The sequence below is a fragment of the Streptomyces sp. NPDC045678 genome (assembly GCF_056432085.1).
On sequence record NZ_JBWKJS010000014.1, the window covers coordinates 230,295 to 247,541 of the forward strand.

The 17,247-nt window shown below is 71.7% G+C and carries 11 protein-coding genes; 8 read left to right on the forward strand and 3 right to left on the reverse strand.

The annotated features are described in order from the left end of the window. Positions 1-22: 22 nt before the first annotated feature. The 5 genes from AC07DO_RS37740 (at position 23) to AC07DO_RS37760 (ending at position 9,976) form a co-directional block, all read left to right on the forward strand. Positions 23-6,340, forward strand: a complete 6,318-nt coding sequence (locus AC07DO_RS37740; protein ID WP_479066646.1) for a type I polyketide synthase — start codon at positions 23-25, stop codon at positions 6,338-6,340. A 28-nt stretch (positions 6,341-6,368) separates the two neighbouring features. Further along, on the forward strand, positions 6,369-7,295 hold the full coding sequence (locus AC07DO_RS37745; RefSeq protein ID WP_479066648.1) for a 3-hydroxyacyl-CoA dehydrogenase family protein: 927 nt from the start codon (positions 6,369-6,371) through the stop codon (positions 7,293-7,295). Then, positions 7,295-7,585, forward strand: coding sequence for an acyl carrier protein (locus AC07DO_RS37750; RefSeq protein ID WP_479066650.1), 291 nt, complete (start codon positions 7,295-7,297; stop codon positions 7,583-7,585). Before AC07DO_RS37745 ends, AC07DO_RS37750 begins: the two co-directional genes overlap by 1 nt. Before the next feature lie 70 nt (positions 7,586-7,655). After that, positions 7,656-8,789 carry an acyl-CoA dehydrogenase family protein gene (locus tag AC07DO_RS37755; RefSeq protein ID WP_479066675.1) on the forward strand — a complete coding sequence of 378 codons (1,134 nt, stop codon included), beginning with the start codon at positions 7,656-7,658 and terminating at the stop codon, positions 8,787-8,789. A 137-nt stretch (positions 8,790-8,926) separates the two neighbouring features. Then, positions 8,927-9,976 (forward strand): HAD-IIIC family phosphatase, encoded by a 1,050-nt coding sequence (locus tag AC07DO_RS37760; RefSeq protein ID WP_479066677.1) that lies wholly within the window; start codon positions 8,927-8,929, stop codon positions 9,974-9,976. Positions 9,977-10,061: 85 nt separating this feature from the next. Here the strand turns inward: AC07DO_RS37760 and AC07DO_RS37765 are convergent, their stop codons facing one another. Next, complete coding sequence (locus AC07DO_RS37765) at positions 10,062-10,724, reverse strand: O-methyltransferase (RefSeq protein ID WP_479066652.1); 663 nt, start codon at positions 10,722-10,724, stop codon at positions 10,062-10,064. A gap of 429 nt (positions 10,725-11,153) precedes the next feature. On the opposite strand from AC07DO_RS37765, the gene AC07DO_RS37770 reads away from it, so the two are divergent. Next, complete coding sequence (locus tag AC07DO_RS37770; protein WP_479066654.1) at positions 11,154-12,785, forward strand: M4 family metallopeptidase; 1,632 nt, start codon at positions 11,154-11,156, stop codon at positions 12,783-12,785. Between the two features lie 78 nt (positions 12,786-12,863). Here AC07DO_RS37770 and AC07DO_RS37775 read toward each other — a convergent pair whose 3' ends face one another. Further along, on the reverse strand, positions 12,864-13,640 hold the full coding sequence (locus AC07DO_RS37775) for an alpha/beta fold hydrolase (protein ID WP_479066656.1): 777 nt from the start codon (positions 13,638-13,640) through the stop codon (positions 12,864-12,866). Positions 13,641-13,741: 101 nt separating this feature from the next. On the opposite strand from AC07DO_RS37775, the gene AC07DO_RS37780 reads away from it, so the two are divergent. Continuing rightward, positions 13,742-14,581, forward strand: coding sequence for a helix-turn-helix domain-containing protein (locus AC07DO_RS37780; protein WP_479066657.1), 840 nt, complete (start codon positions 13,742-13,744; stop codon positions 14,579-14,581). Positions 14,582-14,585: 4 nt separating this feature from the next. Here AC07DO_RS37780 and AC07DO_RS37785 read toward each other — a convergent pair whose 3' ends face one another. After that, positions 14,586-15,185 carry a DUF4389 domain-containing protein gene (locus AC07DO_RS37785; RefSeq protein WP_479066659.1) on the reverse strand — a complete coding sequence of 200 codons (600 nt, stop codon included), beginning with the start codon at positions 15,183-15,185 and terminating at the stop codon, positions 14,586-14,588. A 510-nt stretch (positions 15,186-15,695) separates the two neighbouring features. On the opposite strand from AC07DO_RS37785, the gene AC07DO_RS37790 reads away from it, so the two are divergent. Further along, the gene (locus tag AC07DO_RS37790; protein ID WP_479066661.1) at positions 15,696-17,066 is read left to right on the forward strand and encodes a cellulase family glycosylhydrolase; all 1,371 of its coding nucleotides are present in this window, start codon (positions 15,696-15,698) and stop codon (positions 17,064-17,066) included. Positions 17,067-17,247 lie beyond the last annotated feature (181 nt).

The following is a 17,247-nucleotide window of genomic DNA, read 5'->3' on the forward strand; positions in this document are numbered from 1 at the left end:
GGCGCGGGAAGAAGGGAAGAACATGTCCACGGACGACCAGGTGGTCGAGGCTCTGCGGGCCTCCCTCCTCGACAACCAGCGCCTGCGTCAGGAGAACCGCAGGCTCGCCGACGAGGCGGACGGCGCCCGCGAGCCGGTCGCCGTGGTGGCGATGAGCTGCCGCTTCCCCGGCGGCGTCGAGTCGCCGGAAGACCTGTGGGAACTGCTCGTCAAGGAGCGGGACGCCGTCACCGGCTTCCCCGCCGACCGGGGCTGGGACCTCGACGGCGTCTTCGACGACGACCCGGACGCGCCGGGAACCTCGTACACGCGCGAAGGCGGATTCCTCCACGACGCGTGCGCCTTCGACCCCGGCTTCTTCGGCATCTCGCCCCGCGAGGCCCTCGCCATGGACCCGCAGCAGCGCCTTCTCCTGGAAACGTCCTGGGAGGCGATCGAGCGGGCGGGCATCGACCCCCGCACCCTCAAGGGCAGCCGCACCGGTGTCTACGCGGGCGTCATCTACAGCGAGTACGGCTCCCGTCTCGCCCGCGTGCCCGAGGAGCTGGAGGGCTTCCTCGGCACCGGCTCCATCGCCAGTGTCGCCTCCGGCCGCGTCGCCTACACCCTGGGCCTGGAGGGGCCCGCGGTCACCCTGGACACCGCCTGCTCCTCCTCGCTCGTCGCCCTCCACCTGGCCTGCCAGGCCCTGCGGGCGGGCGAGGCCACTCTGGCCCTCGCGGGCGGTGTGACGGTGATGGCGACGCCCGGCTTCTACGTCGGATTCAGCAGGCAGCGCGGCCTCGCACCGGACGGCCGCTGCAAGTCCTTCTCCGCCGCGGCCGACGGCGCGGGCTTCGGTGAGGGCGCCGGCATGGTTCTCCTGGAGCGCCTGTCGGACGCCCGCCGCAACGGCCACCCGGTCCTCGCCGTCGTCCGCGGCTCGGCCGTCAACCAGGACGGCGCGAGCAACGGCCTCACCGCGCCCAACGGGCCCGCCCAGGAACGCGTCATCCGACAAGCCCTGGACAGCGCCGGACTCACCCCGGCCGAGGTCGACGCCGTCGAGGCGCACGGCACCGGCACCGTGCTCGGCGACCCCATCGAGGCACAGGCCCTGCTCGCCACGTACGGGCAACAGCGGCCCGCCGACCGACCGTTGTGGGTCGGCTCCCTCAAGTCGAACCTCACCCACACCCAGGCGGCCGCCGGAGTCGGCGGTGTCATCAAGACGGTCCTCGCGCTCCGCCACGGCCTGCTGCCGCGCACCCTGCACATCGACCGGCCCACCCCGCAGGTCGACTGGACGGAAGGCGCCGTCTCCCTGCTCACCGCCGCGACGAAGTGGCCCGCCACGGGCCGCCCGCGCCGCGCCGGGGTCTCCTCCTTCGGGGCCAGCGGCACCAACGCCCACGTCGTCCTGGAACAGGCCCCCGACGAACCGGCGGACGAGCGGCAGGAGTTCGAAGGCCCGGTCGCCTGGCCGCTGTCCGCCAAGGGCGCGGCGGCGCTGCGCGGACAGGCCGCCGCGCTGCACGCCCACGTCCTGGCCGATCCGGCGCCGCACCCCGCCGACATCGGTCTCTCCCTGGCCACCGGCCGCTCCCGGTTCGCCGACCGCGCCGTCGTCGTCGGGTCCGGCCGCGCCGAACTCCTCGACGGCCTCGGCGCACTGGCGCGCGGCGAACTCCTCACCGAAGGCGCCACCGGCACCGCCCCGCGCGGCGGCCGCAAGGCGGTGTTCGTCTTCCCCGGACTCGGCGCCCAGTGGCCCGGCATGGCGACCGAACTCCTCGACGCCTCCCCGGTGTTCGCCGCCCGCATGGCCGACTGCGAGCGGGCCTTCGCCCCGTACACGGACTGGTCCCTGGAGGCGGTACTGCGCGGCGGACCCGGCGCGCCGTCCCTGGACCGCGTGGAGGTCCTGCAGCCCGCGCTGTTCGCGGTGATGGTCTCGCTCGCGGAGGTGTGGCGCTCGTACGGTGTCGAGCCCGCCGCCGTCGTCGGGCACAGCCAAGGGGAGGCCGCGGCGGCCTGCGTCGCGGGCGCCCTGACCCTGGACGACGCGGCCCGCGTCGTCGCGCTGCGCAGCCGCGCCCTGGCCGGCGTCACCGGCGGGGGCGGCATGGCGACGCTGATGATGTCGGGGGACGAGGCGGAGGAACTGCTCGCCGCACGCGGCGGTGACGTGTCCGTCGCGGCCGTCAACGGACCTCGCGTCGTGGTCGTCGCGGGCCCGGCGGCCGCCGTCCACGACCTCGTCGCCGACCTGTCCGGACAGGGCCTCATGGCCTGGAACATCCCGGTCGACTACGCGTCCCACTCCGGCGCCGTCGACGCCGTACGGGACGAACTGCACACCGCGCTCGTCGGCATCACCCCGCGCACGCCCGCGATCCCGCTGCTCTCCGCCGTCGACGCCGACTGGCTCACCGCCGAAGGCCTGACCGCGGACTACTGGTTCCGCAACCTGCGCGAGCCCGTACGCTTCCACGCGGCCGTGCGCCGACTGCTCGACGCGGGCCACCGCACCTTCGTAGAGGTCAGCCCGCACCCCACGCTCACCTACGGCATCGCGGACACGGCGGCCGACGCCGACCTGCACGACGTGGAGGTGATCGGCACCCTGCGGCGCGACGAGGGCGGCCCGCGACGGCTGCTGCTCGCTCTGGGCGAGGCGTACGCGGCCGGTGTCCCGGTCGACTGGCGGCCCGCGTACGAGGGGACCGGGGCCCGCCGCGTCGACCTGCCCACGTATGCCTTCCAGCGGCAGCGCTACTGGCTCGACGCGCCCGCCCCCGGTGGCGACCCGGCCTCGGCAGGCCAGAGCGACCCCGGCCACCCGCTGCTCGGCGCCGCGGTCGACCTGCCCGGCGGCGGCACCCTCTTCACCGGGAGGCTGTCGACGGCCGCCCACCCGTGGCTCGCCGACCACGCCGTCTCCGGCACCGTCCTGCTGCCCGGCGTCGCCTTCCTGGAGATGGCGGTGCACGCCGGCGGCCTGCTCGGTTGCGCACAGGTCGAGGAACTGACGCTCGCCGCCCCGCTGATCCTGCCCGCGACCGACGAAGCGGCGGCCGTCCAACTGCGGCTCACCGTGGGCCCCGTGGACGAGCAGGGGCGGCGCACGGTCGCGTTCCACTCCCGGGCCGAGGACACCTCCGGTGAAAGCGCGTCGGGGGAGGACTGGACCCAGCACGCGAGCGGCCATCTCGCGCCCGGCACGGCGGAACACCCGGCGCCCGCCGCCCCGACGGTGTGGCCGCCCGAGGACGCCCGGGAGCTGAGCGTCGACGACCTGTACGGCGCCATGGAGGCCGAGGGCGTCGAGTACGGGCCCGCCTTCCAAGGGCTGCGCGCCGCCTGGGGGCGCGGGGACGACGTCTTCGCCGAGGTGACCCTGCCCGACGGGGTGACGGATGCCTTCGCCGTGCACCCCGCGCTGCTGGACGCGGCTCTCCAGACGGCCGGCCTGCGAGCCATGGACACGCAAGTCGATACGCAAGGGGACGGCGTACCCCTGCCGTTCTCGTGGAGCCGCGTGACCTTCGGTCCGGGCGCCGGGCGGACACTGCGCGTGTCCCTGCGCCCCGACGGCACCGACGCGGTGAGCGTGCGCATCACCGGCGAGGACGGCCGACTCGTCGCGGACATCGGGTCGTTGACGCTGAGGGCGGTCTCGTACGACGGACTGCGCGTCCTCGACCGCTCGCTGTACCGCGTGGACTGGATCCCGGCGGAGCGGCCCTCCGCGCCGCCCGCCCGCGGTCGCTGGGCGGTGCTCGGGGAGCATGACGCCCGGCTGCTGCCGGAAGACTTCGCCCCCGCGACCGGTACGGCCGACGGCGCCGACGCGGTCGTGCTGCCCTGCTCGCCGACGACCGTCGGCGACGCACCCGATGCGGTGCACGCCGTCGCCGCGGCCGCCCTGGACCACCTGCGCGCCTGGCTCGCGGACGCCGCGTCCGCGACCGTCCCGCTGGTCGTCCTCACCCGGGGCGCGACCGGTCCCGGCTCGGAACCCGTGTCCGTCGCCTCCGCCGCCGTCTGGGGGCTGCTGCGCTCGGCCCAGCTCGAACACCCGGGCCGGTTCGTCCTGCTCGACACCGACGACCCGAAGGCCACGGCCGCGGCCCTGCCCGCCGCACTCGCCACCCGAGAACCCCAACTGGCGCTCCGGGGAGGGGTATTGCGCGTACCCCGGCTCGTCCGCGCCGCGCCGCCTGCCGAGAACGCGAAGGACGCCCGGGACGCCGAGGACGCCGTGGAGGCGGAGGGGGCCGAGACCGCCGAGGGGACGTTCGACCCGGACGGCACCGTCCTGCTCACGGGTGGAGGCGGCGTCCTCGCGGGCATCCTCGCCCGCCACCTCGTCACCCGGCACGGAGTACGCCACCTGCTGCTGCTCGGCCGCAGGGGCGTCGACAGCCCGGGAGCGGCCGAACTGGCCGACGAACTGCGGGAGTCGGGCGCCGACGTGACGTTCGCGGTCTGCGACGTCGCGGACCGCGAAGCCGTCGCCCACGTCCTGGCCGGGATACCGGCGGAGCACCCGCTGCGCGCCGTCGTCCACACCGCCGGCGTCCTCGACGACGGCCTCCTCGAGGCGCAGACCGCCGAGCGGCTGAGCTCCGTGCTGCGGCCCAAGGTGGACGGGGCCCACCACCTGCACGCCCTCACCCAGGACGCGGACCTGACGGCCTTCGTCGTCTACTCGTCGGCCGCCGGAGTCTTCGGCAACCCCGGCCAGTCCACGTACGCCGCGGCCAACGCCGCACTCGACGCCCTCATGACGGAACGCCACCGCCTCGGCCTGCCCGCCACCTCACTGGCCTGGGGCCTGTGGGAGCGGCGCAGCGGCCTGACCGCCGACCTGTCCGACACCGACCTGCGGCGCATGGACCGCAGCGGCGTGCGCGGCCTCACGGCGGCGGAGGGCATGGCGCTGTTCGACGGCGCCCTCGCCCCTTCCGCGCCCCACGGGCCCGTCCTCGTACCCGTCCACCTCGACCTCGCCGCCTACCGGGGCCGGACCGTGCCACCGCTCCTGCGCTCTCTCGTCAAGGCGCAGACCGGCCCCCGCGCCGTGCCCGACAGTGCGCCGTTGCGGGAGCGCCTCGCCGCGGCCGACGAGGCCGAGCACGGGGGTATCCTCCTCGACCTCGTCCTGGGGCAGGCCGCCGACGTGCTCGGACACACCACGTCCGAAGCCCTGGGCGCCGACGACGCGTTCCTCTCCGTCGGCTTCGACTCGCTGACCGCGGTCGAGCTGCGCAACCGGCTCGCCGCCCGTACCGGTCTGCGTCTGCGCCCCACCACGGTCCTCGACAACGGCACCCCGGCCCGCCTGGCCGAGCATCTGCGCACCGAACTGGCCGCGGCGACGGACGGGTTCGAGGACGGGCCCGCGACCGGGCAGCCCACGACCGATCAACTCACGGCCGGACAACTCACGACCCAACAGCTCACGACCGGGCGGGCCGAGACCGGCGATCCCGTCGGCATCCTCTTCCGGCAGGCGTGCGAACTGGGCCGGGTCGACGACGGCATCGCGCTCCTGAAGCACGCCGCCGCCCTGCGCCCCGACTTCCGCACCGCAAGCGAACTCATGGCCGCGGAGGCCAGGCCGGAGCTGCTGCGCCTGTGCCGCGACGACAGTGCCCCCCAGCTGGTCTGCTTCGGCTCCGTCGTCGCGCTGGGCGGCGCACACCAGTACGCGCGCTTCGCCGCCCGCTTCCGTGACCGCTACGGCGTCAGCGCCCTCGCGGCCCCGGGGTTCCTGCCGGGCGAGCCGGTCCCGGCCGAGATGTCCGCGCTCCTCGACTTCCAGGCGCGCACCCTCCGAACGGAGCTCGGCGACCGGCCCCTCGTCCTGATGGGCTCCTCCTCCGGCGGCACCCTCGCGCACGGCGTCGCGGCCCGCCTGGAGGAGCTGGGCGCCGGCCCGGCCGCCGTGGTGCTGCTCGACACCTACCTCTCGGACAACGAAGGGATGACCCAGTTCAACGACGTACTGATCGGCGGAATGTTCGCGCGCGAGGAACGGGCCGCCCCCATGGACGGCACCCGGCTCACCGCGATGGGCCGCTACTTCCGCCTCCTCGACACCTGGACGCCGCCCGCCGTGCAGGCGCCCACCCTCCTCGTCCGCGCGAGCGAACCCCTCAGCGAACCGGACCCCGGCGTGGGCGACTGGCGGGCCACCTGGCCGACGGCCCAGAGCGTCGTCGACGTGCCGGGCGACCACTTCTCCCTCATGGAGGAGCACGTCGCCACCACGGCCCAGGCCGTCACCGACTGGCTCGGCACTGTCCTCACCTCCTCGACCACCACCACATCCCGCCCCACCACCACACCCTGACGTCCCACCAGCACCCTAGGAGAGGCGCATGACGCCAGCGCCGCACACCACCCCTGACCCGCACACCACCCCCGATCCGTCGCACACCGCCCCCGATCCCCACGCCGGTCCGCACCGCATCGCCGTCCTCGGCGCCGGGGTCATGGGAGTGGGCATCACCGCCCTCGCCCTCGGACACGGCATACCGGTCCTGCTCATCGACGTCGACGAGCAGCGGCTCGACCGGGCCCGGGACGACATCGACCGCGAACTGCGCATGGCGCAGCTGATGGGCCACCTCCCGACCGCCGCCGGCACCGGCGCCCTCGAACGGGCCACCACCACAGACGGCGTCGGTGACGCCACCGCCGTCGTCGAGGCCATCACCGAGGTCGCCGAACTCAAGGCCAAGGTGCTCGCGGACGTCTCGGCCCGGGTGCGCCCCGGCACCCCGCTGATCTCGAACACCTCGTCCATCCCCATCGACGAGCTCGCCGGGTACGCGGAGCGCGCCGAGGACGTCGTCGGCACGCACTTCATGAACCCGCCGTACCTGATCCCGACCGTCGAGGTCATCAGAGGCGCCAGGACCGGCGAGGAGACCATGACCGCGGTGGGCGCCCTGCTCACCGCCCTGGCCCGCAAGCAGGTCGTCGTGCGGGACGCCCCCGGCTTCGTCACCAGCCGCGTCCTGCACCCGATGATCAACGACGCGGCCCGGGTCGTGCAGGAGGGCACCGCGACGGTCGAGGCCGTCGACGCCCTCATGGAGGGCTGCCTCGGCCACCCCACAGGCCCGCTGCGCACCGCCGACCTGATCGGCATCGACAACCTGGTGGACTCGCTGCGCGTGCTGCACCAGCACACCGGGGACGAGGGCTGTCGCCCCTGCGACCTGCTGCTCGACAAGGTCCGGCAGGGCCAACTCGGCCGTAAGACCGGCCGCGGATTCTACGCATACCAGGAGGAGAACTGATGAGCAGCTTCGAGACCGACGCCACCGGCGACACCGAGGCCACCGAGAAGGAGATCCTGCGCTTCCTGGAGGCGCGGACCAAGCGTTCCTGGGAGACGGACGCCGATCTCTTCTCCTCCGGCGGGCTCTCCTCGCTGTTCGCGATGGAGCTCGTCGTGCACCTGGAGAAGTCCTTCGGCGTCTCCGTCCGCGGCGCCGACCTGCGCCTGGACAACTTCCGTACGGTCGCGTCGATGACGGCGCTCGTGGAGCGGCTCCGGACGGCGGCGGCCGGAGGAACGGGTGAGTGACCAGCTGCTGACCGACTCGCCGCTGACCGACTCACCCGCCTCGGACGAGGCGGCCTCGCTGGGGGAGGCGATGGCCGACGTCACCGCCCGGGTGGCCGGTGAGGCCGACGCCTGGGACCGGGCGGGGCTGCTGCCCATCGGCCTGCTGAGGGAGCTCGGCGCCGCCGGACGGCTGTGTGCCCAGGTCCCTGCCGCGTACGGCGGCCGGGCCCTGTCCAGCGCGGCCGGCGGGGCGTTCACCGCGCACGTCGGCAGCCTGTGCAGCTCGCTGCGGTCCGTGATGACGTCGCAGGGCATGGCGGCCTGGACCATCGAGCGCTTCGGCACCGCCGAGCAGCGCACGGCGTTCCTGCCGCGGCTCACCGGCGGCGAGCTCGCGGCGGCCGGGTTCAGCGAACGCGGCGCCGGAAGCGACCTGTCCGCCATGACGACCCGGGTGCGCCGCGACGGCGACACGGTCGTCCTCGACGGCCACAAGGTCTGGGTGACCGCGGCGCACTACGCCGATCTGCTCGTCCTGTTCGGCCGGTACGACGACGGTGCCGGCGAAGAGGACGCGGGCGGCGCGGACGGCGCGGGCGGGGACGAGGCGGTGGCCGTCGTCGTTCCCGCGGACACGCCCGGCGTCCGTGTCACGCGTGTCGCCGACCCGCTCGGCTGTCGCGCGGCCGGGCACGCCGACATCGCCCTCGACGCGGTGCGGGTCCCGGCCGCCCACGTGCTCGGCGGCTCGTCACTGCCCTTGCCGCTGCTGGTCACCACCGCTCTCGCCTACGGCCGCATGTCCGTGGCCTGGGGGTGCGTCGGCATCCTGCGCGGCTGTCTGACGGCCGCCGCCCGGCACGCCGCCACGCGCGAGCAGTTCGGCGTGCCGCTGGGCGAGCACCAGCTCGTCGCCCGGCACCTCGCCGAGCTCTACGTCGCCGAGCAGAACGCCACCCGCGCCTGCGAGCACGCCTCGCGCTGCTGGGACGAGGGCTCACCGGAACAGGTCGTGGCCACCGTCCTGGCCAAGCACGTCAGCGCGGTCAACGCGGCCCGTGGCGCGGCCACCGCCGTCCAGGTCCTGGCCTCCGCGGGAGCCCAGGACGGGCACCTGGTGGCCCGCGCCCACCGCGACGCCAAGCTGATGGAAATCATCGAAGGCAGCAATGAGATGTGCCAGTTGATGCTGGCCCGGCACGTCCTCGGCAGCAGCGTGTGAAGGGAATCGGAGTGACAACCACCGGAGCGAACACACCCACGGCGACCACGGGGGCCATGGCGACCCCGGGGACCACGGCGACCCCGGGGACCCACGACGCGTCGGCCGCGTCCCCCGCCCCCGCCACCGCCCCCGTACTGAAATGTCTGGTCTGGGACCTCGACAACACGCTGTGGCAGGGGACCCTCCTGGAGGACGGCGAGGTGACGCTGCCGGACGCGATACGCGATGTCGTCGTGGAGCTGGACTCCCGCGGCATCCTCCAGTCCGTCGCCAGCAAGAACGACCACGAGACGGCGTGGGCCCGCCTGGAGAAGCTCGGCGTCGCCGAGTACTTCGTGCTGCCGCGGATCGGCTGGGGACCCAAGTCGGAGTCCGTACGCCGGATAGCCGACACCCTGGGCTTCGCCCTGACCACCGTCGGCTTCATCGACGACCAGCCCGCCGAACGCGCCGAGGTCACCTACCACCTGCCCGAGGTCCGCTGCTACGATGCCGAGGCCGCCCAGCTCCTGCCCACGCGCCCGGAGTTCACTCCGCCCATGCAGACGGTGGACTCCCGGCGGCGGCGTCAGATGTACCAGGCGGGTTTCCTGCGCGACGCCGCCCGGGCCGAGGCGACCGGGCCGGACGAGGACTTCCTGCGCTCCCTGGAACTGGACATGCGCATCGGCCGCGCCACCGACGAGGAGCTGTCGCGCGTCGAGGAACTCACCCTGCGCACCAGCCAGATGAACGCCACCGGAGTGCACTACTCCGACGCCGACCTGCGCCGGCTCCGCACCGATCCCGGTCACGAGGTCCTGGTGGTCACGCTCACGGACCGCTTCGGCCCGCACGGCGCCGTGGGCGTGCTGCTCCTGGAGCGCCGCCCGGAGGCGTGGCACCTCAAACTCCTCGCCACCTCGTGCCGCGTGGTGTCCTTCGGCGCGGGCGCGACCATCCTCAACTGGCTCATCGACGAGGCGGCCCGCGCGGACACCCATCTCGTGGCCGACTTCCGACCCACCGAGCGCAACCGCATGATGGAGATCGCCTACCGCTTCGCGGGGTTCACGGACGGCGACCCGTGCTCCTGCGTCGCGACCCTCCCGCAGGCGGTGGACGACCTCCAGCGTCTGCATCTGCGGCCCGCCCCGCGCCCGGCGTCGACGACGGTCAAGGTGAGCGCGGTCGCTCTGACCTGAGGGACGACGGCGAGCGGAAGCCGCCGGGGCGGCCCCGGAACGAGCGCCACGCGCCCCGGGACCGCCCCGCGTCAGCACGCGGACATCAGCGCTTGCGGGCCAGGGTGATGCCGTCCGCCATCGGCAGAAGGGAAATGTCCACGCGCTCGTCCGCGGTGAGCGCCGAATTGAGCTCGCGAATGGCGACGGTGTCCGCGTCGTCGAATTCCGGGTCCGCGACGCGCCCGAAGAACAAAGTGTTGTCGATGACCAGAAGACCCCCGCTCCTGGTAAGGGTGAGCGCCTTTTCGTAATAGGCGCGGTAGTTGGTCTTGTCGGCGTCGATGAATACGAGGTCGAACGACCCGGCGCCCCGCTCCGCGAGGAGCTCGTCCAGAGTGTCCTTCGCGTCCCCGACGCGCAGCTCGATCCGGTCGCCGACGCCGTCCCGCTTCCAGTACCCGGCGCCGATGTCGGGCCACCGGTCAGTGACGTCGCAGGTCACGACCTTGCCGTCGGCGGGCAGCGCACGGGCCATGCACAGCGTGCTGTAACCGGTGAAGGTGCCGAGCTCCAGCACCGACCGGGCGCCGGTGAGCCGGACGAGAAGGGCGAGCAACTGCCCTTCCTCCGCCATGACCTGCATGGCCGTACCCCCGGGCAGCTGCGCCGTTTCCTCCCGCAGCCCTCTCAGAACGTCGTCGTCGCGGAGGGACACGTCCCTGACGTAGGAAAGGAGGAGTTCGGTGGAATCGATCTGATGAGCCATGAAGGCAATGCCCTTCTCTGTGCGGCTTGTTGCACGCTGAATGGAGACCCCTTTAAGGACCGTAACAGCGAATGCCGCCGTGCGGATCCCGAACGAATAGGAAGGTCCTGTTCAGGTCGCAGGAGGCTCATGGCGCGGGCGTGCAGGGCAGCTTGGATGCCCACGCGTTGGATGCGTACGCGTTGGATGCGCAGGCGGAGGCGGGCGTGCCGCTCGCGTTCACGAAGTGTTCGCATTGCGTACGTCAACCGTCGCTCAACGAACCATATTCGGCCAACATCCAACAAAAATGCTGACATGTACCTGGCTCGAATGGCACGCTTCCCCGCAACACGCTGCACGTACAGCACCACGCTGCACGCCCGCGTCGCGTCTTTTCTGCTCCGGGCGGCACTCAAGGCCTCCCGGACCCCCACAGATGGAGCCCGCGTGACCTCTCACATATCCCGTAAGCGTTCGATGCTGGCGATCTCCACCGCGGTCGCCGCAGGAGCGCTGCTCGCCACCGGACTGACCACCGGTGCCTCCGCCCAGCCGGACAAGGGCACCGAGCCGTCCGGCTCTCCCGTCGCCCTCTCGGCGTCGGCCCGCGCGGACCTTCTCCAGGACGCGAGCGCCGAGAGATCGGCGACCGCCGACAAGATCGGCCTCGGTGCCAAGGAGAAGCTGGCCGTCCGCGACGTCGTCAAGGACGCCGACGGCACCACGCACACCCGCTACGAGCGCACCTACGACGGTCTGCCCGTCCTCGGCGGCGACCTCGTCGTGCACACCGCCAAGAGCGGCGAGTTGAAGGGCGTCACCAAGGCGACCGAGGCCACCGTCAAGGTCGCCTCCACGGACGCGAAGCTCGGCAAGTCGGCCGTCGCCAAGTCGGCCGAGTCGACCGCCGCGAAGGCGAAGACCGCGCAGGCCGACGCGCAGGCCCCGCGCAAGGTGATCTGGGCCGCCTCCGGCAAGCCCGTCCTCGCGTACGAAACCGTCGTCACCGGCGTGCAGAAGGACGGCACGCCCAGCCGGCTGCACGTCATCACGGACGCCGCGACCGGCAAGAAGCTGTACCAGTACCAGGCCATCGAGAACGGCACCGGCAACAGCCAGTACAGCGGCAAGGTCAAGGTCGGCTCCAAGAAGGTCGCGAGCGGCTACGAGCTGACCGACACGGCCCGCGGCAGCCACCGCACCTACGACCTGAAGCACGCGGAGAGCGGCAACGGAAAGCTCTTCAAGGACGCCAACGACGTCTGGGGCAACGGCAAGCCCTCGAACGCGCAGACCGCCGCCGTCGACGCCGCCTACGGCGCCCAGCTGACCTGGGACTACTACAAGTCGGTCCACGGCCGCAAGGGCATCAACGGCGACGGCAAGGGCGCGACCTCGCGCGTCCACTTCGGCAACGGCTACGTCAACGCCTTCTGGGACGACAGCTGCTTCTGCATGACGTACGGCGACGGCGAGGGCAACAAGAAGCCCCTCACCTCGATCGACGTCGCGGCCCACGAGATGACCCACGGCGTCACCTCGGCCACCGGCAACATGGAGTACAGCGGTGAGTCCGGCGGCCTGAACGAGGCCACCTCCGACATCTTCGCCACCGCCGTGGAGTTCAAGGCCAAGAACCCCAAGGACGTCGGCGACTACCTCATCGGTGAGAAGATCGACATCAACGGCGACGGCTCCCCGCTGCGCTACATGGACAAGCCGAGCAAGGACGGCGGCTCCCTGGACAAGTGGAGCGCCAACGCCGGGAACGTCGATGTCCACTACTCCTCGGGCATCGCCAACCACTTCTTCTACCTGCTGTCCGAGGGCAGCGGCAAGAAGCGGATCAACGGCGTCAACTACAACTCGCCGACCGCCGACGGCTCCAAGGTGCTGGGCATCGGCCGCGGCAAGGCCGAGAAGATCTGGTACAAGGCCCTGACGACGTACTTCACGTCGACGACGAACTACAAGGCGGCTCGTAAGGGCACGCTGAAGGCCGCGAAGGACCTGTACGGCGCGAACTCCACCGAGTACAAGCGCGTGGCCGCCGCCTGGACCGGCGTCAACGTCAAGTAACTCCCCGGTCAGTGACGTAGGGGGCGGCGTCCGCAAGGGACGCCGCCCCTGCCGCGTTCACCGCACTGGCACGGCGAATCAGCCGACCGGCACGAAGGCGGTGATCGCGCCGACGAGTTCGGCCGGAGACTCCAGCGGGATCAGGTGGCCCGTGTCCGGGATCACCATGAACTCGGCGTCGGAGAGGTAGGGCACCAGGTTGTCACGGAGCACGTCGACGGGCTCGACGCGGTCGTTCTCTCCGGCGACGACGAGTGCGGGGACGCTGATCATGCGGGTGTGCTCGGTGATGTCCTCCGCGATGCCGCGCAGCGGCCACTCCGTGCGGGCGGCATCGGCACCGGAACGCGAGTCGGTCACGACCTGCGACTTGACCGATGCGGGCAGCTCGGTCGCGGTGAGGACGGTGTCCCGTGCGCCGGCGGTGGACTCGTCGGAGTCGTAGGCGTGGGAGAGGGCTTCCCGGTACTCGGGAGTGATCTCCGCGGCGGGCTTCGCCGGGCCGGAACCGACGAGGGTGATCCCTCGAAGACCGACGGGCCGGGTCGCCGCGATCAGTTGCGCGACCTTGCCGCCCATGGAATGGCCGACGAGGACGTAGTCGGCGACGCCCGCGTCGGCGATCACGGCGAGCGTGTCGTCCGCGAGCCGGCGGAGCGTGTAGGGGCCGGGCAGGGTGCTCGAGCGGCCCCACCCGCGGAAGTCGACCGTGAGGACGTCGCGGCCCGCGAGGCGGTCGACGACGAGGTCCCAGGTACGGGCGGAACCACCCCAGTAGTGCAGGAACACCAGGGTCGGCCCCGCTCCCGGCTGATGGTCGTAAGTGGGCAGTAGCGGCTGCTGTGTCGTGCTCATCGCAATTCCTCGCTCAGTGTGCTCAGTGACCGGAGGTGGCCCTCCGCCACCGATTGGATCTCAGCAGCCCGTTTCGAGGCATGGGCGTGACTGGTCGCCCGATGGTGGAAACTGGACACGTGACCGCGATCCGGCAGATGACCTACCAGCCCGTCGGGCGCGGCGCCGCCGCTGTCGAGACGATGACGTTCGGCCGCCTTCGCGAGCTGAACGACGGCGGCACGCAGCGAGCCGACTTCCACGTCCTCGCCGTCGTCGACGCCGGGCACGGATCGGTCACCGTGGACTTCTCCGTGCACCCGCTCCGCGAGCGGTCCGCGGTGTGGGTCGCGCCCGGAGCGGTGCACCGGTGGGACGACATCGCCGGTGTGTCGGGCCACGTCGTGCTGTTCGTCTCGACCGCGCCGGTCACCCACGCCACCCGGGCGCTCGTCGCCGCCCCGGACCTGGTCGCGCGGTGGACCGTGCCCGACGCCGACTGGCCGTTCGTCGACGCCGCGCGCAACCACCTCGTGCTCGAAGCGTCCGCCCCGCCCGTGGACACGCCGACGGAGTTGCCCGAGATCCTGCTCTCCGCGCTCATCGCCCGGCTCCGCCCGCCGCACGGCGAGGCCTCGTCGACGAACCCGGTGTTCCGACTCTTCAGGGCCGGCGTCGAAGCGCACTTCCGGGAACATCACGACGCGGGCTACTACGCCCGGGCTCTGGGGTACGCGCCGCGCACACTCTCAAGAGCGGTGCAACAGGTCACCGGCCGCACGGCGAAGGCGTACATCGTCGACCGAGTCGTCCTGGAAGCCAAACGGCTCCTCGCGCACGAGCGCCTGACCGCGGCCGCCTGTGCCGGCCGGCTCGGCTTTCCCGACGCGTCGAACTTCTCGGTGTTCTTCCGGAGGGCGACCGGCGTGCGGCCGGGGGAGTGGCAGCGGCGTGTTCGATGACGGGTCAGTCGGCCCGCAGACCGAAGGGCGGGTAGCTGTCGGTGAGCAGGCCGACGTAGGCCTGTACGCGCAGGTTGTAGCGGTAGACGCCGACGACGAAGTCGCGGATGCCCTGGGGGTATTCCGCGGTGACGAGTACGGCGAAGAACCCCGCGATCACGGCGGCCGTCGCAGCGATGCTCAGGAGGAAAAGCATCAGGTAGTGGGGGAGGGCGAGCAGCCATTTGACCAGCGGCCGCCACCGTGACAGGCGCTCGGGATACGTGAACGTGACGACGGTGTGCGGGTCGAGGCCGTCATCGCCGGAGGCCGACTGGAAGTCGAACGGCGGGTAGTCCTCGCGCAGGAACAGCGCGTAACTCGCGACGCGCCACTCGTAGCGGAAGGTCATGGCGATCGCGTCGAAGAGCGGACGCGGGATGCGCCTGGTGAACAGCACGGTGAAGAAGGCGATGAAGGTCAGCACCTCGCGCAACAGGCTGAGCGCGTAGGCGATCAGCAGTTGCGGAACCGCGAGGAGCCACTGCACGAGCGGCCGCCAGCGGGCGATGTGACGTGTGCCCTTGAGGCCGAGTTGAGTGGGATAGGGAGTGGCCAGAGTCATGGTGCCCTCCTTGGACGGCACTGCATGGATGAGCGCGGCGGCCGCGCGCCGCCGCATGCGTGACCCGCAGGCGACCTGCTGCCCGGGACGGGCCCTTCGGTCTGCGCTGCTCGGACACCATGATCGGTCCCTTACAACGTAAGCTTACTTGTCACTCCTACGCTCGCCCCGCCAGCATGTCAAGGCACCCGGCCTCTCCCTTGTGCCCGCACGGTGTCCCGTCCCGGCCGGACCCGCTGGCGAAGGACGGCGGACCGGCGCTGTACATGAATACTTAACCGGTTCCGTCCAAAGCGTTGTGCTCCGTTGTCCAGGCCCCTAGTGTCGTGGCCGTCGCCGAGGGAACCACCCTGAGCAGCCCACCGTCCCCTGCTTGTCGCAGGTCAGAGGGTGTGCTGATGAACCCGTCGCGTGTGCGGCCCGCACCGCCTCTGATGAAACGCCGCGCCGTGGGCCGCCGATCCGGGCTGCCCGGAGACCGGTGCGCGCCCGTCGAACCAGGAGCTGTAGATGAGACGAACACGAGCCGTCGTCACACGAACACGAGCCGCCGTAGCCGCGGGAACCCTCCTCGCTGCCTGCGCCGCACTCCTCACCGCCACCCCGTCCGTCCAGGCAGCCGACGCATCCGGCTTCCACATCCGGGACGGCCGACTGCTGGACGCCAACAACAAGGATTTTGTGATGCGCGGCGTCAACCACGCGCACACCTGGTATCCGGACAAGACCGACCAGGCCCTGAAGGACATCAAGGCCAAGGGTGCCAACACCGTACGCGTGGTGCTCGCCACCGGCGACCAGTGGACCAAGAACGACGCCGCGGATGTCACAAGGGTCGTCTCCCAGTGCAAGGCGAACCGGCTGATCTGCGTCCTGGAGGCCCACGACACCACCGGATACGGCGAGGCGGGCGCCGCCACATCGCTGTCCAAAGCCGTCGACTACTGGCTCAGCGTCCGAAAGGCCCTCGTCGGGCAGGAGAAGTACGTCCTGGTCAACATCGGCAACGAGCCGTTCGGCAACACCGGCTACGCGGCCTGGACCGCCGACACCAAGGCCGCCATCAGTCGGCTGCGGGGCGCGGACCTGAACCACACCCTGATGGTCGACGCCCCCAACTGGGGCCAGGACTGGTCCTTCACCATGCGGGACAACGCCGCCGCCGTCTTCGCCGCGGACCCGGACCGCAACATCCTCTTCGACATCCACATGTACGGCGTCTACGACACCCCGGCCGAGGTCAGCGACTACCTCAACCGGTTCACCGCCGCCAAGCTCCCCGTCGTCGTGGGCGAGTTCGGCGACATGCACTCCGACGGCAATCCGGACGAGAACGCCATCATGTCCACCGCCCAGTCGTCGGGCATCGGATACCTGGGCTGGTCCTGGAGCGGCAACGGCAGCGGTGTCGAGTACCTCGACCTGGTCCAGAACTTCGATGCGAGCCGACTGACCGGCTGGGGCAAGCGGCTGTTCGACGGGGCCAACGGCATCAAGGCCACGGCCAAGGAAGCCAGCGTCTTCGGCAGCGGGGGCACCGACCCGGGCGACGGCGGTGGTGCGGGCGCCTGCTCGGTGACCTACCGGCTGAGCGACTGGGGCAGCACGTTCAACGCCGACGTCACCCTGCGCAACACGTCCGACCGAAAGGTCGACGGCTGGAAGCTCGACTTCGCCTTCCCCGGACAGCAGAAGATCAACTCGGTGTGGAACGCCAAGGCGACCCAGAACGGGGCGGACGTCCACGTCACCCCCGAGTCCTGGACGAACTCCATCCCCGCGGGCGGGGCGGTGAGCTTCGGTTTCAACGGCTCCTCCACCGGCGGCAACGCGGCGCCGACGTCCTTCACCCTCGACGGCAAGACCTGCACCGCCGCCTGAGCCATGGTTCGGTGACCGGATGAACGTGCTGCAGCGGGGGGAAAGGGGGGGGGGGGGCTGGTGTTTTTTTGTTGTTCCCTTCCTTCCCCCGCGCCCCTGTCAGGGGCGCTCCCCGGCTACAGACGTGCCCTTGTCGCCTCGACCAGTCGTACCACCGACTCGTCCGCCACCCCCGCCACCT

Bases quoted from the DNA above. Each gene is read 5' to 3' on its own strand.
- AC07DO_RS37740 (WP_479066646.1), top strand. From the start codon at position 23: ATGTCCACGGACGACCAGGTGGTCGAGGCTCTGCGGGCCTCCCTCCTC.
- AC07DO_RS37745 (WP_479066648.1), top strand. From the start codon at position 6,369: ATGACGCCAGCGCCGCACACCACCCCTGACCCGCACACCACCCCCGAT.
- AC07DO_RS37750 (WP_479066650.1), top strand. From the start codon at position 7,295: ATGAGCAGCTTCGAGACCGACGCCACCGGCGACACCGAGGCCACCGAG.
- AC07DO_RS37755 (WP_479066675.1), top strand. From the start codon at position 7,656: ATGGCCGACGTCACCGCCCGGGTGGCCGGTGAGGCCGACGCCTGGGAC.
- AC07DO_RS37765 (WP_479066652.1), bottom strand. From the start codon at position 10,724: ATGGCTCATCAGATCGATTCCACCGAACTCCTCCTTTCCTACGTCAGG.
- AC07DO_RS37775 (WP_479066656.1), bottom strand. From the start codon at position 13,640: ATGAGCACGACACAGCAGCCGCTACTGCCCACTTACGACCATCAGCCG.
- AC07DO_RS37780 (WP_479066657.1), top strand. From the start codon at position 13,742: ATGGTGGAAACTGGACACGTGACCGCGATCCGGCAGATGACCTACCAG.
- AC07DO_RS37785 (WP_479066659.1), bottom strand. From the start codon at position 15,185: ATGACTCTGGCCACTCCCTATCCCACTCAACTCGGCCTCAAGGGCACA.
- AC07DO_RS37790 (WP_479066661.1), top strand. From the start codon at position 15,696: ATGAGACGAACACGAGCCGTCGTCACACGAACACGAGCCGCCGTAGCC.